At 54.8% G+C, this 16522-nt stretch carries 15 protein-coding genes; 8 read left to right on the plus strand and 7 right to left on the minus strand.

The window, feature by feature from the left end; translation table 11 throughout:
* Window positions 1–238: 238 nt before the first annotated feature.
* Complete coding sequence (locus NR195_RS07880; RefSeq protein ID WP_010251467.1) at window positions 239–523, minus strand: DUF1435 domain-containing protein; 285 nt, start codon at window positions 521–523, stop codon at window positions 239–241.
* A 231-nt stretch (window positions 524–754) separates the two neighbouring features.
* Between NR195_RS07880 and NR195_RS07885 the strand changes: the two genes are divergently transcribed.
* From NR195_RS07885 to NR195_RS07895, 3 genes are all read left to right on the plus strand, one after another.
* Window positions 755–1852, plus strand: a complete 1098-nt coding sequence (locus tag NR195_RS07885) for a diguanylate cyclase (protein WP_064690539.1) — start codon at window positions 755–757, stop codon at window positions 1850–1852.
* A 193-nt stretch (window positions 1853–2045) separates the two neighbouring features.
* Entirely contained in the window at window positions 2046–2840 is a 795-nt protein-coding gene (fhuF, locus tag NR195_RS07890) for a siderophore-iron reductase FhuF (RefSeq protein ID WP_010251473.1), read from the plus strand.
* A 94-nt stretch (window positions 2841–2934) separates the two neighbouring features.
* A complete protein-coding gene (locus NR195_RS07895) occupies window positions 2935–3399 on the plus strand; it encodes a YbaK/EbsC family protein (RefSeq protein WP_010251476.1) in 465 nt (154 codons plus the stop codon).
* A gap of 155 nt (window positions 3400–3554) precedes the next feature.
* Here the strand turns inward: NR195_RS07895 and NR195_RS07900 are convergent, their stop codons facing one another.
* The 3 genes from NR195_RS07900 to NR195_RS07910 all read right to left on the minus strand — a co-directional run bounded on the left by NR195_RS07900 (window position 3555) and on the right by NR195_RS07910 (window position 7050).
* Entirely contained in the window at window positions 3555–4541 is a 987-nt protein-coding gene (locus tag NR195_RS07900) for a nucleoside hydrolase (protein WP_010251479.1), read from the minus strand.
* 11 nt (window positions 4542–4552) lie between these two features.
* Entirely contained in the window at window positions 4553–5575 is a 1023-nt protein-coding gene (locus NR195_RS07905; protein ID WP_256844389.1) for a LacI family DNA-binding transcriptional regulator, read from the minus strand.
* A gap of 86 nt (window positions 5576–5661) precedes the next feature.
* Window positions 5662–7050 (minus strand): MFS transporter, encoded by a 1389-nt coding sequence (locus NR195_RS07910; protein WP_031593277.1) that lies wholly within the window; start codon window positions 7048–7050, stop codon window positions 5662–5664.
* A 580-nt stretch (window positions 7051–7630) separates the two neighbouring features.
* On the opposite strand from NR195_RS07910, the gene NR195_RS07915 reads away from it, so the two are divergent.
* The gene (locus tag NR195_RS07915; protein ID WP_010671720.1) at window positions 7631–8185 is read left to right on the plus strand and encodes a histidine phosphatase family protein; all 555 of its coding nucleotides are present in this window, start codon (window positions 7631–7633) and stop codon (window positions 8183–8185) included.
* Here the strand turns inward: NR195_RS07915 and NR195_RS07920 are convergent.
* Entirely contained in the window at window positions 8167–9132 is a 966-nt protein-coding gene (locus tag NR195_RS07920) for a WD40 repeat domain-containing protein (protein WP_207254260.1), read from the minus strand. The two genes, NR195_RS07915 and NR195_RS07920, sit on opposite strands and share 19 nt — an antisense overlap.
* A gap of 504 nt (window positions 9133–9636) precedes the next feature.
* Here NR195_RS07920 and NR195_RS07925 point away from each other — a divergent pair.
* Window positions 9637–10650, plus strand: coding sequence for a glycosyltransferase family 32 protein (locus NR195_RS07925; RefSeq protein ID WP_122459314.1), 1014 nt, complete (start codon window positions 9637–9639; stop codon window positions 10648–10650).
* Here the strand turns inward: NR195_RS07925 and NR195_RS07930 are convergent.
* On the minus strand, window positions 10627–11544 hold the full coding sequence (locus NR195_RS07930) for a LysR family transcriptional regulator (RefSeq protein ID WP_033787426.1): 918 nt from the start codon (window positions 11542–11544) through the stop codon (window positions 10627–10629). The two genes, NR195_RS07925 and NR195_RS07930, sit on opposite strands and share 24 nt — an antisense overlap.
* A 102-nt stretch (window positions 11545–11646) precedes the next feature.
* Here NR195_RS07930 and NR195_RS07935 point away from each other — a divergent pair, with 102 nt between their 5' ends.
* The 3 genes from NR195_RS07935 (at window position 11647) to NR195_RS07945 (ending at window position 15691) form a co-directional block, all read left to right on the plus strand.
* A complete protein-coding gene (locus NR195_RS07935) occupies window positions 11647–12036 on the plus strand; it encodes a tautomerase family protein (RefSeq protein WP_010671724.1) in 390 nt (129 codons plus the stop codon).
* 221 nt (window positions 12037–12257) lie between these two features.
* Window positions 12258–14549, plus strand: coding sequence for a phosphatidylglycerol--membrane-oligosaccharide glycerophosphotransferase (gene opgB / locus NR195_RS07940; RefSeq protein ID WP_010251501.1), 2292 nt, complete (start codon window positions 12258–12260; stop codon window positions 14547–14549).
* 218 nt (window positions 14550–14767) lie between these two features.
* Window positions 14768–15691 carry a tropomyosin gene (locus NR195_RS07945; RefSeq protein WP_256844390.1) on the plus strand — a complete coding sequence of 308 codons (924 nt, stop codon included), beginning with the start codon at window positions 14768–14770 and terminating at the stop codon, window positions 15689–15691.
* 16 nt (window positions 15692–15707) lie between these two features.
* Here NR195_RS07945 and NR195_RS07950 read toward each other — a convergent pair whose 3' ends face one another.
* On the minus strand, window positions 15708–16421 hold the full coding sequence (locus NR195_RS07950; protein WP_033787429.1) for a GNAT family N-acetyltransferase: 714 nt from the start codon (window positions 16419–16421) through the stop codon (window positions 15708–15710).
* Window positions 16422–16522: the final 101 nt, after the last annotated feature.

Raw genomic sequence — 16522 nt, forward strand, 5'->3', positions numbered from 1 at the left:
CGGAATTGGTAGACGCGCTAGCTTCAGGTGTTAGTGTCTTAACGGACGTGAGGGTTCAAGTCCCTCTCTTCGCACCAACGTTGTCATCTTCAGGCCTTTCCCGCTCATCTCTTCTGTTCCCCTGTAGTTTCGTTTTACACCCTGCTCGTTTTACCTTTTCCAGTTGTTCTGTTTTCCGGTCGCTTTACCTTTTCCAGCCGCTTTACCCCGTTCGCCGGTTTTAACCACTCTGCTTATGTTAATTCAGATGAAAATTCACAGAGACAGCCGCCAGTCCGCCCGCTAACGCCAGACAGGAGGGCAGCAGCAGATAGTGACGCAGCCGCTGGTTAAACAGCATCACGACTGTCAGCAGCAGCGCAACCGTCATCACCATCCGCCACTGGCTGAAGCTCGGTTCCCATAAGGCGAACAGCGGCAGCGCAATGCACGGCAGCAACACGCCCCACGCACTATCCAGCTTTTTACCCAGCGCCCAACTGACTCCCCACAGGCCGCAGGCCGCGATAATCGCTATCCCCATGACACCAACCTCAAATGATAAGCATTCCCATTATCATATGACAGTTTTGCCTGCACTGCAGCCTGTTTTTGTCACGCCCGGCAACGAAGATGACAGACCAGTTGGAAAATGCTAGATTGCGGCCGATAACACCTTTAATAACAGCAACAGCAATAATTTGCTCATTGTCTGGCAGAACCTGATTTTGCCGGCGTGCGCTTTGGTATTTCAGGGTCGTCACGAGTACTTATAATGAAATTACAATCTTATGAAGAACTGAAACAGAGTAAATACCGGCTTTCAGTGATGCTTTTTCTGTTTCTGAATATCGCCGTTTCGCTATTTCATCTGCTGCCAATAATGAGCAGTGAGCAAAGTGAGACGACCCTGCCGGTAATGAGTGTCGCGGCCTTTAGCGGCATCATGTTAATTTCCCTTTTAATATGGCCTAAAGTAAAACTTCCCCTGTTAAATCCTGTGGCGCTGCTGCTGGGAATGCTCTGGGCCTGGCATATTAATTATCGCTTTCATCAGGTGTTCTATTTTGATGGTGGCTTTCTTATTATCAGTCTGATCAGTGTGTTATTTATCAGTGCCATCGCCCTGAGCGATTATCTGGGGGCTTTTTGTCTGCATGTCACGCCACCGGTGCTCACTGTTTTGCTGCTCGACAATGCGCAGCACCTGCCGCTGATCCTGCTGACCATTACGCTGCCGCTGATTGGTTTCTCACTACAGCATCTGATGCGCCGCCGTGCCGACAACTTTACTTTGCGCCTGATGCATCAGCTCTACGAAGAGAAAGAGACATTCAGCGACCTCAGCATGCTCGACCCGCTGACCGGGCTTTATAACCGTCGTGGTCTTAAGAACCGGCTGGATAATATTCTGGAAAACCATGCTGGCAGCCACTATGTGCTGCTGCTGGATATCGATCACTTTAAGTCCTATAACGACAATTACGGGCATGCGATGGGCGATCAGGCGCTGGCGCGGGTCTCTGTCGCAATTCGTGATGCGGTGCGTTCACGCGATGTTGTCACCCGCTATGGCGGCGAAGAGTTTCTGGTATTGATGACCAATGTGAACAGTTCCATCGCCATGAAACTGGCAGAGCGAATCCGTCAGTACGTGCTGGATTTAGAAATCCCCCATCTTTTCAATGAAACCGTTTCAACCCACGTCACCATCAGTGCCGGCATCGCGCCTATTTACGATAATGAATTTGACCTGGCGGTCGCCAATGCTGACAGCGCATTATATGTAGCTAAAAATCAGGGCCGGAATACCATTCTCGCCTGGGAAGATTTACCCCGAAAACAGCATCAGACCGCCAGTGAACATGCATAATTAAACGTAATGTCATCGGTAATTACTGAGGCTTCGGCGCGATATGCCCGGCTCTCTGCTGCTCTGCCCGATCGGATAACTGACCTCAACCCCGCCGTTTTCCCACCCGCAACGACGATTTTTTACACGACTTGTAGAGTTAATCAATAACGATTATCATTTGCTTTCTTATCTACACTTTTCGCGAGTCGTCATGGCAACCGTTTCAGCTCAGGAACAGCGTTTTAACGCTCAGTCGATGATCTTCCGGCAAAATGACCGTCCACTGGCGGAAAGTCTGCATGAGCGGCTGCAACAACAGCGCAGCTATCTGCTTGAATCGACGAAGCTCAGCCAGCCTGCTCCGCGCGACACGCTGACCCTCGCCGCCTGGTCACAATCAGAAGCCTTTACCCCAATTATTCAGCGCTACAGCGATTACCTCTATCGCGATCATCCTGATGCGGTTCGTGAAGCGAAACCGGTGCTGTCACTCTGGGCGCAATGGTATTTTGGTCTGCTGCTGCCCACACTGATCATGGCGCTGTTGCAGGAGTCGCGTGCGCTGGACTGCTCGCCAGAGCATATCCGCGTCGGTTTTCATGAGAATGGTCATCCGGCTACTTTCTGGATCGATGTGCAGGAGGATGAAGAAGCGCGCTACCTTAACCCTCAGCAGCGTATCGATCGGCTGATTCAGCAGCATCTGATCCCGGTGGTTAATGGTATTACGCAGCATGGTGATATCAACGCCCGACTCATCTGGAACAATATGGGCTACTCATTCCAGTGGTTCCTGGGTGAACTGAAAAGCCAGATCGATGAGTCGCTGGTGCTGCAACTGGAGCAGGCACTGTTCTTCAACCAGCGGCTGCTGGATGGCAGCGAAAACCCGCTCTACCGCACCATGATTCCGCGCAACGGCGAACTGGTCCGTCGCAGCTGCTGCCAGCGTTATCGCATTCCCGATGTCGAACAATGCGGCAACTGCACCCTGAGCGGCAGCTAAACAGACTTAATTACGCTGAATTCTCCGTTTATCTCGTTTACAGGCACTGAGGCTTGTGGCAATTTTTACGCCTTCGATCAGCCTGGAGAGAAAGATGAGCCTGGAGTCCGTGCGCCAGTTCTTTGCCGAACACGCCCCTGAAATTGAAATTATTGAACTGGCCGAAAGCACTGCGACGGTCGGGATGGCTGCCCGCGCCCATGGCGTGACGCCAGGAGAGATTGCCAAAACCCTGTCACTGAAAGTGAAAAACGACGTGGTGCTGATTGTGACACGAGGCGATGCCCGGCTGGATAATCGCAAGCTGAAAGCGGCGCTGGGGGCGAAAGCGCGAATGCTGAGCGTGGACGAGGTGATTAACTGGACCGGCCATCCGGTGGGCGGCGTCTGTCCTTTCGGCCTCGAGAATCCGCTGACCGTTTACTGTGATGTTTCACTGCGCAGTTTCGAGGAAGTCCTGCCCGCCGCTGGCGCTATCCATAGCGCCGTCCGCATTACCCCACAGCTGATGGCTGAACTGACTAACGCCCGCTGGATCGACGTGTGCGAAGCAATGTAATGCCGGGTATCAGCTCACACAAGCCCTGCACCTTCTGCCCGCGTCCTGATGCTGCTGACAAACTGACAGATACCGTCAGCGTTTGATGGCCACAGCGCCCTTCTGGAAACCGATCTGCCGCAGCCAGCAAGCGGGCGAGTTAATCGCCCACGACATCAGGATTTCAGGCGCTTAAATGCCTGTTCAATAATCGACAACAGTAGCGTGTTATCGACACGATGCAGCACATGCACCGATGCGCCGCACTGCTCAGGCACACCGACAGTGAGCCGAAGGGGCTGACGATAACGCCAGCTTTTGCCGCGCGTCGCACCGGGACGCAGTTCTATATCTACCCGGTAATCGATGCCTGACGCGACCCGCTGATTCAGCAACCAGGCGACCACCAGCGCATCGTGGATCCAGCATCCCGCCAGTTGCCGGGTCGCCATCGAATAGTCGATCCACGGACGCAGCGTGTCGCGCACAAATTCGGTCAGCGGATGATCGACGGCGGTAAGGCGGGTCAAATCCTGCTGGGTCAGCAGCGTCTGCGTGGTGACATCCATCGGAACCAGCGTTACTGCTGCACCACTGTGCAGCACCTGATGGGCCGCTTCCGGATCCAGGCCAAAATTAGTGTCTTTGATATAATCATCCAGCGTAAACACGCCGCCCATGATGACAATTTCCGCCACAGCGTCGGCCATAGCGGGATAGCGCTGCATTGCCAGCGCCACATTCGTCAGCGGACCAATCGCCACCAGGGTAATCTCGCCCGGATTGTCGCAAATCAGTTTGCCGATAGCGTCAGCAGCATCAAACGCATCCGCCGCGATATCCGCTGGCTGACGCACGCCCTGCCACATCTTACCCAGCGCAAGCTGATTGACCCGGTTATCCAGCGTCTCGCGCCACGGCGCAGGATCTTCCTGTAGCGCCTGCGTCGCACCCTGGATTACCGGAATAGATAATCCCAGCCGGACGATCAGATCTTTGGCGACGCGCGCGCCAACTTCACATGGCGTGTTACCGGCCACGGTGGTGATCAATTCCAGCGACAGTGCAGGTGAAGCTAAGGCCAGCGCAATCGCCAGCCCATCATCGGTGTTGGCACCCGCGATACCGTTGCCGGGATCGCAGTCAATAATAATTCTTTTCATATTTTTATAGGCTAACTCTGGCTTTGCGGCTCACAGCCGCAGGATTCACCGATTTCAAGGTAGTGTGGAAACTCCTTTAATTGCGCTTCGCTCTGTCCCTCTTTCAGCATATGAATCGCAGCGCGGGCCATCTCACGCAGTGGCTGGCGCACGGTCGTTAATGTCGGGACGTGAAACGACGAGTGATTGGTACCGTTAAAACAGACCAGCGCCACATCCTGCGGCACACGGATCTGATGTTCGGAAAAGGCGCGAAGCGCGCCAATCGCCTGACCTTCGTTGCTGGTAAACAGCGCACGAGGCACACGACCCCGGGCGATCATGGTTTGTGCCGCAGCGTATCCGCCCTGTGGGGTGTAGCTGGCGGGAAACATCAGCGATTCATCAATCGGCAGACCGCGATCCTGCATGGCATCACGCCAGCCCTGAATACGATCCTGCGCGTTAAGCATATCGACCGGGCCGCTGATTATGCCGACCTGCTGATAACCGTGACTCAACAGGTGTGCCGTCACCTGCCAGGCGGCCTGACGCTCATTGACCCGCAGCATGTTAACGCCCGGCTGAGGCTCAACCCGCTCCAGCATGACAAGTGGCGTACCGCTGGCTTTAATCAGGTCAATGTAAGGATGGCGATCGACGCTGTTGTAAAAGAGTCCATCGACCTGCCGATTCAGCAATCCCTGAATTAATTCCAGTTCGCGCTTGCGGTCATCACCTGCATCACCCAGCAGCATGACGTGGCCGTGATTCATCGACTCCTGCAACAACACGTGCGCCATTGAGGCCACAAAAGGATTGCCGATGTTGGGCACCACCAGCCCGAAGGTTTTGGTGTTACCGGAAGCCAGTGCGCGTGCTGCCGCATTTGGCCGGTAACCGGTGGCTTTAATCGCCTCCAGTACCCGCTGACGGGTCGCCTCGGCAACCGGGCGAGGCCCGTTATTGATGACATAACTGACAACTGCCACTGAGGTGCCTGCCGCTTTCGCAACTTCACTGCGGGTCACTTTTCCCGTTAACGACTTAGGCACATCACGTTCCTCCATAAAAAAACAGGCCGCTTTACACGGCCTGCTGCTTTTCGCGCTATCCTGGCAGATGGCATCCTCAGGCAAAGCTAGATGGCATCTTCAGGCAGATTGAGATCCCGCCCTCGCGTTTCAGGCGCGACAAAGGTGGTAAAGAACCCAATTGCGGCCATCGCCGAGAAATAAACCGCAATCGGCCACCAGTGACCGGTATAAGAAAGCATAGCAGCGGCAATAAGTGGTGCGGTTCCGCCGGACAAAATGGAACCCAGTTCTTTAGCCACTGCCATTTTGGTGTAGCGATGATGAACGCCGAACATCTCCACGCCCCATGCCGCCTGCACACCAAAAATACCCAGCGACGCCAGCGCCATACCGACCACGATAACCGGGATCACCAGCATCGGTTCACGCGTGTCGAGCAGCGTAAAGGCGGGCCAGGCGTAGAACATCAGTAGCAGACAGAACACGCGATAAACCACCCGGCGACCAAAGCGGTCAGAGAGCCAGCCCGCTAAAGGAATGATCAGGAAACCCAGCAACGACGCGAGGAACACCGCAGTGGTTGGTACGGACTTGTCGACCATCAGCACCTTCGCGACGTAACCGACGATGAAGCCCTGCGCCAGATAGGAGGGGCCATTTTCGCCGATACGCAGGCCAACCATGGTCCAGAAGGCACGGGTACGCTGGAAGAAAGGCCGCTGATCCACCACCGGAGCGGCCAGTACGCCTGCGCGTTCCGCTTCCATTTCCGCTTTTCTGCGCTCAAACACCGGTGTTTCGCGCAGATGACGTCGAATCCACAAGGCAACCAGCGCAATCAGCGCACTGCTGAGGAACGGAATACGCCAGCCCCACTCCAGCAGGCTCTGCTGATCCATTTGTACCACCAGCAACCAGACCAGCGAAGCCAGCAGTGTGCCGCTGTTAGAACCCAGTGCGATCACGGAGGAGATCAGTCCGCGACGCTCTGTCGGCGCATATTCGCCCAGCATCACCGTCCCGCCCGATAACTCCGCGCCAGCGCCAAAACCCTGCGTAAAGCGCAGCAGAACCAGACAGGCAGGAGCCCAGACGCCAATAGAGGCATAGCTCGGGATTAAGCCGATAAACGTCGTGGAAGCGCCCATCAGAATGATAGTGGAGATCATCACCACCTTTCGGCCTTTGCGGTCACCGAGCCAGCCGAAAAAGAGTGCGCCGATAGGCCGGGCAACAAAGCCGACTGACCAGGTAGCAAAGCTGGAGAGCAGTGCCATGGCAGGGGTTGATTCCGGAAAGAAGACGTCGCCGAAGATAATACCGGCCGCCAGGCCATAGAGCGCGAAATCCGCGTACTCCATTGCCGTTCCGAGCCAGCATGAGAAAGTGGCGCGCCAGAAATCTTTGCGGCCTGAAGGGGTGTTAAACCGCTCATCGGCGGCTGAAGTGGATGACAGTGATGCCTGCTGATTAACGGAGTTGTGTGCCGTCATAACCCTATCCCTGAATGAGTATGCAGATCGATAAACGCCCGTCCATGGGTCGATTCCCTGATAAAAGCGGAAATTCCCCGGTGACGACGTTCAGTTGACTAACCATGATGAAAGGTTAAAGGATTCCCTGGTGTTGGAATCTTGTTCTTCGCCCCATTTCGCCGGTGTATTTTTCACCGGTCGCTTAAACTGAGCGAATGTAACTTAACAATCGATGGGCCTACTGTGCATCGGGCACCGTGAGCAATCACTGGGGACCTAGTGTATCTACGCGCGTAGATAAATCAATAGATCCTGATGAAAATTATTAGTAAAACTTCACTATCACATCCCGTCATCACACATTTTTAGCGCAAATTCAGCCAGTTACCCGCAACACATCGCCTGAAAAAAATCACCATCGACTATAAGTTACCATTTTCTCTTATGATTAAGCGTTATAAGACTAACTAAAATCCTTTCATCGGGCTCTGTTGTCGCACACGCCTGTGACCATGAGATGACAGGTGTATTTATTCTGAAAAATCGCTGTAAGCGCAGACAATACGTTACCCTGACAAAAAGGGCGGACAGAGATGCTATGAAAATTATCCTGATGCGACACGGTAAACCTGACCACCAGGCTGCGGGTCGCCAGAGCGTGCAGGCACTGGCAGACTGGTGCGAAGCCTACGATCTGTCACAGGTTAGTGACGGACCGCCGCCGCGCAGCATCGAAATTGCCCGTCAGGCTACGTTTATTGTCTGTAGTCCCCTGCCCCGCGCACAATCCTCCCTGAGCCAGCTCGGTCTGCAGCCCCATGAGGTTGATGCCGTGTTCAGCGAAGTCGCCGTGCCACTGCTGCGAACCGGCGCGGTGCAGCTGCCTACCCTGTGCTGGCTGGCCCTGTTGCGGCTATTGTGGTTCTGCGGGTATGCGGGTGAAGCGGAGTCGCTGCAACATGCGCGCAGCCGCGCCTCCGCGGCGGCAGAGAAGCTGATCGATCACTCACGGCATGGCACGGTGCTGCTGCTGGGCCACGGCATCATGAATAAGATGATTGCGCGCGAATTACGTAAACGCGGCTGGCAGGCGGAGAAGCACGCCAGCAGCCGCCACTGGAGTTCCGCGATCTATCATCGTCCGTTTATCTGACCGATTGGAAAATAACCCAGCACCTCACAGCCCGTTCCGACACGCGGCGTGGCAATCACTTTACGCTGCGCCAGATCGATCACGCTCAGCGTGCCATCATCCTGATTGGCAATCAGCAGCTGTTGCCTGTCTGGCGTAAAACAGCCGTCCATCGGCATGTTACCTACCCGGATGTCGCCCAGCGGATTCAGCAGATCGTCAAACAGCGTCACCAGTGGTTCCTGATCCCCTATCGCCACCAGCTGCTCGCCATCGGCGCTGAAGCGTACCACCTGACAGGGCCGCTCATGACCCGGCAGCGTCAGGCGCTGGCGAATGCGGTGGCTTTGCCGATCGATCACATAGAGCAACGGTGCATCAGCGGCGCTGGCGACCAGATAGGGGTGCTTCGGAGAGGCAGCGATGCCCGCAATCGGACCGGGCAGCAGGATGGTGTCGATGACCCGCCCCTCTGCTTCACAGAGATCCACCACGGTGATGGTCGCATCCTCTTCGTTATCGGTGAACAGCTTGCGGCCGCTGGGTGACAGCGTCAGGCGATGCGCGTTGTGAGAAGGAACTGGAATGATTTGTTCCACTTTGTCGGTCTGCGGATCGATCACCGCCACTGCGGCACTCTGCTCACAGCAGAGATAGACTTTGCCATCGCGGCCCAGCTGCCCGCTGTGGGGTGCCCGCAGCGGCGACAGATCGATAAAGCCGCTGATCTCCCGACGCTGTAAATCGATAATCGCCACTTTGTGACCCGGATGCGGGTTATTACCATGAACGCCGTCGCCAAAAATGGGTACATAGGCTTTACCCCAGGGGGCCAGCATCAGGAGTTCATGCGGCCGCGGTGGAAAAGCGTTCAGTTCCCGCTCGACCGCGAAGGTTTCCGGATTAAGAAACAGGACGCGATTGCCCTGCTTATCAACCGCCAGTAACCCGTAAGATTCACTCTGCATGCGCGCTCCTTTCTCAGTAAGTTCTTCTTAAGCGTAGACAATCCTCTTCAGGCTGTCTGATTCCGCGGATTGATGAGCCGGGCTTACACCACCAGTTAAGTACAATAGCCACTGTTCCTGTGGCCCGGGCCGCAGGATAATGCGCAGGTTAAGAATAATATTCAGATATTCCTTAAGTGCGTTTATTCCCGCATTTAAATAAATGATTAACAGTGACGACATTATTATTTTCATAACGTGACCGGATTATTTCCGTATTATCCTAAAGTCAAAAAAAGACATAGCTAATGTGTAAATAATGTTTTATTAAAAAGGTGCAGTGCAATTAAACAGCCGTGAGGAAACTATCGCGCGCTCCAGCACTGCGTCGCCACCAGGGAAAACTATTCATTAATTCCCGCACTCATCGGGATTGCAGCCAGTATGTCATTCCGGCCGTTCCCGCCTCTGGCGGAACGGGCAGAGCCTGCACTATGACGGGAAAATAAAAATAACAGGTGTACCATGACTTCACATCGCCAACGTCCAGCGCATAAAATCTGGCGTAACTGGAAAAGAATATCGTTCAGTAGCCAGATGTTATGGAATAGAAAACAGCAGAAACTCTGTCAGGCTCCGGAATATGATCCGGGTCAGGAGGATAATGTTGTATTGATCGCACAGCAGAAAGATCTGCCGGAGATTCCAAAAATCGTCTGGATGGTCTGGCATAACGATCACCTGCCTGCCTCGATGGCGCTGAATATCAGTAAAATCCGGCGGGACAACCCCGACCACCAGGTTTATCTGATTACGCAGCGCACCCTGTCGCAGTGGCTGCCCGATCTTAACTTTATCTCTTCCGATCTGACGCTGGCACATAAAAGTGAAATCATCCGGCTTGAGCTGATTCACCGTTATGGCGGCATCGGCATCGATTGCAGCACATTGCTGTTTGAGAATCTCGCCTGGGTGCATCGCGTTCACGAAGCGCGGTCAATGGATCTCATTGGTTACTATAACGAGCAATCGACGCTGAACCTGCTTGCACCGGTCACCGAGAGCTGGTTTCTTGCTGCCGCCCCGCAAAATCCCTTTATCCGCGAATGGCTGAAACAGCTGGCGCCGGTTAAAAACGTCGGTATCCGCAACTATTTCCATGAGCTGAAGAAGCGTGATGATTTTCCGCTGATTGTGCAGAATATGGAGAATCCGTCTCGTCAGCTCCTGTCGCTGGCGCAGCAGGTTGCGATGCGGGAATACCGGCGGGCGAATCTCTATCTGCGTAAAAGTGAAGCCAGCGCCTGGTTCTATCAGCGCCTGCATGCCGACAGCAGCAGCGCCTTTGCGCAGTCTGTGATGTTTCAGCAGCGGCCACAGACGCCGCCACCCATTATAAAATTAACCGGCAACGAGCGGCTGCATCTCGACTTCAATCTGCGGCTTGGTTTATATAACCGCAGCAGCCTGATTGGCGAGATGATGCACACCACGCCACCTGCGCTGGCATTGCCTTCAACGGTCAAAGCGCGCGCGTAGCCAGTGCGTAAACGTGGTGACCGCGCGGGGCACCTGCGCCGCCCAGGGTCGTACGATCCACAGGCGGGCGGCAAAGGCCTCAACCGGCTGCCACGCAGGCAACACCTGCTGCAATGACCCTGCTGCCAGCGCCTCCCGGGCGCTGAAATCGGGCAGCATAGCGATCCCTAACCCCTGCAGGGCCGCATCGCGTATCGACTCGCTGTTGTTAGTGGCAAAGCTGCCCTGAATCCGTATCTGGACCTGTTCGCTATCCGCGGAGGTGGTAAATCGCCAGCGCGGTGATTCGACGCCGCGTGGATAGTAAAGGCAGTTATGCTGCGCCAGATCCTGCGGCGACTGCGGTATCCCCTGTTCGTTGAGATAGGCGGGGGATGCCACCAGTAATGTCCGCGTGTCACACAGCGGCAGTGCCACGTGGGTTTCCGGCAGGGTGTCGCTGTGTCGAATGGCCAGATCAAATCCCTCGCTGCTCAGCGACACAATGCGGTCAGTCACATCCAGCTGCAGACGCACCTGCGGATAATCACGCAGAAATTCACCGATAATCGGCACCAGTTGCTGACGGGCAAACGCCACCGGTGCGGTAATGCGCACCAGGCCACGCACCGGCCCGGCGGTATCCCGCACGCTGAAAAAACTCTGTTCAATGCGGGCAAAAGGCTCGCGTAGCTCCTCCACCAGCTTCTCACCGGCAGAGGTCAGCCGCACGCTGCGCGTAGTGCGTTGTACCAGCAACACACCGGCCATCTCCTCCAGCTCTTTAATTTTCTGACTCATCGCCGCTTTGCTGACGTCGAGCCGCTCTGCCGCGCGGGTAAAGCTGCCCTGCTCTGCCAGTACGGTCAGCCAGTGCAGATGATCCCACAGCGTATCCGTTTTCATCTCTTTCATCGTGATTGTTCACTATAGTGAATAATCATTTCAGGCTACGCGCTTTTTCCCGCCGGATAAAGGGGTCACCATAAGGTTCTTAATCACCGGGAGGAATCCGCTATGCCACTGCTACAATTTGATGTTATCCAGGGTCGTTCAGAATCAGAGCTTCGTACACTGCTGGATGCGGCACACCGCGCCGTGCTCACGGCCTTTAAGGTGCCGGAACGCGATCGCTACCAGATTGTTCAGGAAAACAAGCACTACCAGATGGTGTTTCAGGATACCGGACTGGGATTCAGCCGGAGCGATAATCTGGTGATGGTACGGGTCTATACCAGCCCACGCAGCAGTGAACAGAAACAGCTGTTTATGGCCGAGCTGGCGCGTGAGCTGCGTGAGCATTGTGGTGTGCAGGGCAACGATTTAATGATCAGCTTTATCACCAATGACAAAGGTGACTGGAGTTTTGCCGACGGCGAAGCACAATATCTCACCGGCAAACTCTGAAAATCGCCCTGACTTCTGCTCTGCTGACGGTGCGCGCCAGCCACCGTCACGCCTGATAACCTCACTTCTGAAATGACAATAAACCAATCTGCTCTTCACCGCACAAATCGGGCCGGATATGTTGCAGCCGGATTACAGCCAATATAGATTGTCGAAAAACCATCCCCCGAAGGTGGCCGGTTGCGTGAAGCCTCGCGTAGCCCTGAAGAGAGGATTTGCCGTTGTCCGAATTGGTGTCCGTCGCGTTGTTTCTGGCCGCTATTGCAATCTATTCCTGTAAAGCCGGGCGTAACAAATTCTGGTTTATTGTCGTTCTTATTCTGCTGGTGCTTTTCGTTGTGCTGAACGCCACCCTCTATGCCAGCAACTATTTTACCGGTGACGGCATCAACGATGCGGTGCTCTATACCCTGACCAACAGTCTGACCGGCGCGGGTGTCAGTAAATATGTGGTGCCGGCGATTGGGCTGATCATCGTGCTGTTTCTGCTGTTCTGCCTGCTGTCGTGGATTCTGCGGCGGCGTAAGCGTCCGCATCACATGGGCTGGTCGCTGCTGGCCGCCGCCTGTGCACTCGGCTCGGTGCAGACCACCCCGGCCTTTCGCCAGGTCGCGACCCTGATTGTGTCGCATACCCAACTGGCAGATTCTGACTTCGACAACTTCTATAAAGTGCCGCGTAATCGCATTGAACAGCCGCACCTCAACGTGGTTTACATCTATGGTGAAAGCCTAGAGCGCACCTATTTTGACCCTATCGCCTTTCCCGGCTTAGCGCCGGAGCTGAGCCGGCAGAAAGAGCAGAGCATCGACTTCAGCGAAACCGAACAGCTGCCAGGTACCGATTACACCATTGCGGGCATGGTCGCCTCACAGTGTGGCATTCCGCTGTTTGCCCCGTTTGATGGCAATGCGTCAGCATCGCTCTCCAGCTTCTATCCTCAGAACGTCTGTCTGGGCGACATCCTGAAAAACTCTGGCTACGAGAACTGGTTTATTCAGGGTGCCGATCTGCGTTTCGCCGGGAAAGATGTCTTCCTGAAATCACACGGTTTTGATCCCGCTAACCTTTATGGTTCGCAGGAGCTGAAAAGCCGCGTCGCCGATCCCACCTACCGTAATAACTGGGGTTATTACGACGATACGGTAATGGATGAGGTGTTTGAGAAGTATCAGGAACTCTCTCAGGCCGGTAAACCTTTTGCGCTGTTTACGCTGACCGTCGACACCCATCATCCTGACGGATTTATCTCACGCAGCTGCGATCGCAGGAGCTACAGCATTGAGGGCAAACCGAATCAGTCATTCAGTGCGGTCGCCTGCTCGCAGGAGCATGTGGCGCGCCTGATTGCGCGCATTAAAGCGTCGCCGTGGTTCAAAAACACCGTGATTGTGGTGAGCTCGGATCATCTGGCGATGAACAACACTGCGCATCCGTGGCTGGTCAAACAGCCCCGTCGCAATCTTTTCATGGTGATCCGTGGTGACAAGCCGCAGGCGGAATTGATGGAGGCGAAGCGCAGCACGCTGGATAACGGCGCCACGCTGCTCGATATTCTCGGCGGCGATAACGCGATTGGCCTGGGCCGCAGCAGCCTCTCATCGCTTTCACTCTCCACCCAGTTCGACGATATGAAGAGTAAGGTGGCGAGCTGGAAGCCCGACATTATCCAGCTGTGGAACTTCCCGAAGAAGATAGACAACTTCACGGTGGATCAGGCGAAGAATATCTTCAGCTTCTCGGGGACCACCTTCAAATTGCCGATTCTGTTCCGCATCAGTGATAAGCACGTTGAGCCGATGCCGGAGGGGGAATATTCGGCACCGCTGCGCTATCAGCTGGCGGATTTCGCCTCAGCCGATAAATTTCTCTGGGTGGATCGCTGTTTTAAGATGGCGCGACTCTGGCAGCCTTCGCTGGCACTTTCCGGCGATCTCTGTGTGGCGATGGGACAGCTCGGCGGCACGCCGTCGGTGACGCATGTCGACAAACCGCAGTGGAAAGGCAAAGTCCGATTCCCCGAGGGCGCTATCAGCGATGCGCGTTACCAGCAGAACCTCGCGCAGATCCGTATTGAAGATAACAACATTCGCTACAGCGCCGATAGCTTCCGGCTCGACGTGCCTGGCGCGCCGGAGAGTGTTAAAAGCTTCAGCGGCATCTCACGGCCAGAGAGCTGGGGACGCTGGTCTAACGCTAATCTCGCGCCCGAGGTTCATATCGACTATATCGATGCGCTGCCCGCGAAGTTCGATCTGGTGATCACCGCGCGTGCGTATGGCCCCAATGCGCACCGGGCGATTCCGGTTCGGGTGGGCGATCAGCAGCAACTGCTGTCGCTGAGTGAAGAGATATCGACACATACCCTGCATTTTGATAACCCAGGCGCCAGCCATCGTCTGGTGATTGCACCACCTGAACCGCAGCTGAGTAACACCGGCAATATCACCGGTCAGGATCCGCGCAAACTGGGCATCGGCATGGTTGAAATTAAAATCGTGCCACAGCCCTGACGCCCGCTTTTCTCTTTCCGACTCTGCGGATTTCCGCAGAGTCGCCTCATCCTGCCATCAGCTAAATGTTGCGAGACAGCCCGCACTCTGCTGCACGTTACTTGTTGTACTAATTGATATTTTTCGGCGAGACGCGCAAAATATAACCGGCTTAGTGGCGATACTTCTTTTGCCTGTCATGATGCCGTTATCGCTGAAGTGCACAGGGAGGTGTCGTGATGACAAGCACAATGATGAGTACCCACAAAGCCTTTAAAGCGCTGCAACAGGCAGGGATCGACGATCAGCAAGCGGAGGCGATGGTGGAGGTGTTTACTGATATGCAGCAGAGGCAGCCAGGCGGACAGATTGGAAAGCAACTCGGTCAGATTCAGACCAAAGCCAACCATATAGACATTCGGCTCGGCCAGCTTCAGGCAAAAGCCGACCAGACAGACGATCGGGTCAGCCAGCTCAGGACCAAAGTCGACGAAACAAACGATCGGGTCAGACACCTTACAACAAAAGTCGACGAAACAAACGATCGGGTCAGTCACCTTACGACCAAAGTCGACGAAACAAACGATCGGGTCAGCCACCTTACAACCAAAATCGACGAAACAAACGATCGAGTCAGCCACCTTACGACTAAAATCGACGAAACAAACGATCGGGTCAGCCATCTTACGACCAGAGTCGACGAGACAAACGATCGGGTCAGTCACCTTACGACCAAAGTCGACCTGATGGATGATCGACTCGGCAATCTTACATTGAAAGTCGACCAGACAGACAGCCGGGTCAGCCAGCTTTCAATAAAAGTTGATCAAATAGACAACCGGCTCGGCCAGCTTACAACCAAAGTCGATCACATAGATGAGCGGCTTGGTCAGCTCACAACAAAAGTACATCAGATAGACGAGCGGCTTGGCCATGTTGAAAGAAAAACGGACAAACTGGCCATCCGTTTTAATCAGTTAGAAGCCAAGGTGGATAAGCTGGATGTCGCTCTCAGTGAAATGAATTTCCGATTAACTTCGGCTGTGGACAGCCTCAGAAATGACGTTGTTACTCTGACCACCGATATGCGCTGGATCAAACGGTTATCTATTCTCATGACCACCACCCTGCTGGCGGCGGTCCTGAAAGATATTGTAATGTGATCGCGTTATCACCCTGTCAGGGTCTGTCGCGCAGCGCCTCCAGCTTTTCGCGCTGCTGACCGTCGGCGGTAAAGTTATCCTCCGCCAGCCAGCGCTGCAGGCCCTTTTTCACCTGCGGCCATTCGCTATCGATAAGCGAGAACCAGCTGGTGTCACGTGAACGCCCTTTGTAGATGATTGCCTGACGGAAATCGCCTTCATAACGAAAACCGAGACGTGCCGCTGCCTTACGGGAAGGGGCATTACAGCTATCGCATTTCCATTCATAGCGGCGATAACCCAGCGTCTCAAAGGCGTAACGCATCAGCAGGAAATGCGCCTCCGTTGCCATGCGGGTCTGCTTCAGCCGGGCCGAAAACATGACATGCCCGACTTCCATCACGCCATGTTCAGGCTGGATGCGCATTAACGACAGGCTGCCTACTGCCTGGTCGGTGGCGAGATCGATCACGGCAAAATGCAGCGGATCACGACTCATTTCAAGCTGTGCGGCATACGCCTGCCATGCCGGACGTTCGGTAAAGGGACCGGCAGGCAGGTAAGTCCAGTCACGCCCATCTTCAGCCAGCGCCCATGCCTCAAACAGTGCCTCAGCATGACGCGCCACACTGAACGGCTCCAGCCGACAAACTTCGCCAGTAAAAACCTGATGCTGGGGCAGAGGTCGGGGCTGCCAGTCTGGCATTGGCTCACCGACCGGCTGTCCGAACTGATTGGTATGTTGTGGCATGTTGTCTCCTGGCTGCAGATTATCTCTGCAGATTGCCACGATCATAATTGATTAAAAAGGACCAAAACTGGCGAAAATGATAGAACCATTGCCTGCGAACG

It is taken from the genome of Pantoea sp. Ft-CA_14, from assembly GCF_024520875.1.
GTDB lineage: Bacteria > Pseudomonadota > Gammaproteobacteria > Enterobacterales > Enterobacteriaceae > Pantoea > Pantoea agglomerans.